Raw genomic sequence first — 3,478 nt, 5'->3', positions numbered from 1 at the left:
GATACTTCAATACCAAGGTGTGCGCATAAGCCTATGGGTTATTAGTACTACTCGGCTATGACATTACTGCCTTTACACCTATAGCCTATCAACGTGGTAGTCTCCCACGACCCTTTAAAGAAATCTCATCTTGTGGTGGGTTTCGCGCTTATATGCTTTCAGCGCTTATCCCTTCCGAACGTAGCTACTCTGCAATGCTCCTGGCGGAACAACAGATACACCAGAGGTTCGTCCAACTCGGTCCTCTCGTACTAAAGTCAGATCCACTCAAATTTCTAACGCCCACTGTAGATAGAGACCGAACTGTCTCACGACGTTCTGAACCCAGCTCGCGTGCCACTTTAATGGGCGAACAGCCCAACCCTTGGGACCTTCTCCAGCCCCAGGATGTGACGAGCCGACATCGAGGTGCCAAACCCCCCCGTCGATGTGAGCTCTTGGGGGAGATCAGCCTGTTATCCCCGGAGTACCTTTTATCCTTTGAGCGATGGCCCTTCCATGCGGAACCACCGGATCACTATGCTCTACTTTCGTACCTGATCGAGCTGTATCTCTCTCAGTCAAGCCTGCTTATGCCATTGCACTCTACGCACGATTACCAACCGTACTGAGCAGACCTTTAGAAGCCTCCGTTACTCTTTTGGAGGCGACCACCCCAGTCAAACTACCCACCAAGCACTGTCCATCTCGCGATGTTAGGCTTCGAATAAGCAAAGGGTGGTATTTCAACAATGACTCCACAACGCCTGGCGACGCCACTTCAAAGTCTCCCACCTATCCTACACATTACTTATCCAAAGTCAATACTAAGCTATAGTAAAGGTTCACAGGGTCTTTTCGTCCCACAGCGGGTAACCGGCATCTTCACCGATACTACAATTTCACCGAGCTCATGGCTGAGACAGTGTCCAGATCGTTGCACCATTCGTGCAGGTCGGAACTTACCCGACAAGGAATTTCGCTACCTTAGGACCGTTATAGTTACGGCCGCCGTTTACCGGGGCTTCAATTCAGATCTTCGCCGAAGCTAAACCCTCCTCTTAACCTTCCGGCACCGGGCAGGTGTCAGGCCATATACATCATATTTCTATTTAGCATAGCCCTGTGTTTTTGATAAACAGTCGCCTGGACCTCTTCACTGCGGCCACACCGAAGTGTGGCGACCCTTCTCCCGAAGTTACGGGTCGATTTTGCCTAGTTCCTTAGCCATGAATCTCTCGAGCACCTTAGAATTCTCATCCCAACTACCTGTGTCGGTTTACGGTACGGGCTGCTTCACTCGGTTTTCTTGGAAGTCGCGCCTCTGGATTATCACATCAGCCGAAGCCTCTGTGTACTATCGCGGTATTACTACTCGCTTCAACGAACTATTCCGTCAGTTCGCACCAAATAAACGCCTCCGTCACTTTTAGCGTGAGCAGGTACAGGAATATTAACCTGTTGTCCATCCACTACCCCTTTCGGGTTCGCGTTAGGTCCCGACTAACCCTCAGCTGATTAGCATAGCTGAGGAAACCTTAGTCTTTCGGTGTGCGGGTTTCTCGCCCGCATTATCGTTACTTATGCCTACATTTTCTTTTGTAGCTACTCCAGCAAGAATCGCCTCTCACCTTCAACGTCACTACAATGCTCCCCTACCACTCCTTACGAAGTCCATAGCTTCGGTAATATGCTTATGCCCGATTATTATCCATGCCGAACCGCTCGACTAGTGAGCTGTTACGCACTCTTTAAATGAATGGCTGCTTCCAAGCCAACATCCTAGCTGTCTAAGCAGTTCAACCGCGTTTATTCAACTTAGCATATATTTAGGGACCTTAGCTGATGGTCTGGGTTCTTTCCCTCTCGGACATGGACCTTAGCACCCATGCCCTCACTGCTGATCATCATTTTATAGCATTCGGAGTTTGTCAGGAATTGGTAGGCGGTGAAGCCCCCGCATCCAATCAGTAGCTCTACCTCTATAAAACTATATATCAACGCTGCACCTAAATGCATTTCGGGGAGTACGAGCTATTTCCGAGTTTGATTGGCCTTTCACCCCTACCCTCAGGTCATCCCAAGACTTTTCAACGTCAACGGGTTCGGTCCTCCACTTTGGGTTAACAAAGCTTCAACCTGCCCAAGGGTAGATCACACGGTTTCGCGTCTACTACTACTAACTTAATCGCCCTATTCAGACTCGCTTTCGCTACGGCTGCGATTCTTAAAATCTTAACCTTGCTAGTAAAAGTAACTCGTAGGCTCATTATGCAAAAGGCACGCCGTCACTTATCGCTCCGACCGCTTGTAAGCGTATGGTTTCAGGATCTATTTCACTCCCTTATTCAGGGTTCTTTTCACCTTTCCCTCACGGTACTGGTTCACTATCGGTCTCTCAGGAGTATTTAGCCTTATGGGATGGTCCCCACAGATTCATACAGGGTTACACGTGCCCCGCACTACTCAGGATACCACTAAATCAATATATCTTACCTATACGGGACTATCACCCTCTTTGGCTTGTCTTTCCAAACAATTCTAATTCAATATACATCTTATAGCGTGGTCCTACAACCCCGATATTGCCGTAACAACATCGGTTTGGGCTAATCCGCGTTCGCTCGCCACTACTAACGGAATCACTATTGTTTTCTTCTCCTCCGGGTACTTAGATGTTTCAGTTCTCCGGGTTCGCCTCCTTACGGATACTATATCTTCAATATAGTGGGTTGCCCCATTCGGATATCTGCGGATCATAGTGTATGTGCCACTCCCCACAGCTTTTCGCAGCTTATCACGTCCTTCATCGCCTCTGAGAGCCTAGGCATTCCCCATACGCCCTTAATTAGCTTATGCGTCTTGCTTTAACTTGCTCTTTTAGTTTTTTCAATAATAAAATATAATTCTATTATCGCTCTTTTGTCGTTAAATGTCTCCTGTGAAAACATCTAACGCTCGTATTCTTTAAATCAATATGTCAATGAACGTTGTGGTGAGTAACCACTGATATTAATTATCAGTCACTACTCCCATGCAATACTCTTGAAACTTATATCTCAAGGCATCGCCTTGTGGAGAATACCGGAGTCGAACCGGTGACCTCCTGCGTGCAAGGCAGGCGCTCTAGCCAGCTGAGCTAATTCCCCTATCATGAATTCAGAATGTAGAATTCAGAATTACGAATTTAGAATTCTCAAACTTCTAGAATTTCCTTTTCAATATATAATCAATGAACTTTACTAAAACTAAGCTTATAAAAAAACTAAACCCATCTTAGATAGTAGTCTCAGGCAGACTCGAACTGCCGACCTCTACATTATCAGTGTAGCGCTCTAACCAGCTGAGCTATGAGACTTTTTTCATAGTTGATGGTTGATGGTTTACAGTTGATAGTTACCTGTCTTATAAATTAAAACTCTAACAACTAACAACCAAAAACTAACAACTAATTCAATTAATTAACAGCTAAGACTAAAAATAATCCCTAACAAACAAT

At 46.2% G+C, this 3,478-nt stretch carries 2 tRNA genes and 1 rRNA gene; all 3 read right to left on the bottom strand.

The features are described 5' to 3' along the window. Positions 1-21 precede the first annotated feature (21 nt). The 3 genes from Q1A73_RS24295 to Q1A73_RS24285 all read right to left on the bottom strand — a co-directional run bounded on the left by Q1A73_RS24295 (position 22) and on the right by Q1A73_RS24285 (position 3,337). Positions 22-2,838: ribosomal RNA gene (locus Q1A73_RS24295) — 23S ribosomal RNA — on the bottom strand. 216 nt (positions 2,839-3,054) lie between these two features. Next, positions 3,055-3,128: transfer RNA gene (locus tag Q1A73_RS24290), tRNA-Ala, on the bottom strand. A gap of 135 nt (positions 3,129-3,263) precedes the next feature. After that, positions 3,264-3,337: transfer RNA gene (locus Q1A73_RS24285), tRNA-Ile, on the bottom strand. Between the last annotated feature and the right edge of the window lie 141 nt (positions 3,338-3,478).

The sequence above is a fragment of the uncultured Aquimarina sp. genome (genome assembly GCF_947492115.1).
Taxonomy (GTDB): Bacteria; Bacteroidota; Bacteroidia; order Flavobacteriales; family Flavobacteriaceae; genus Aquimarina.
This window is presented reverse-complemented; position numbering and strand designations above follow the sequence as displayed.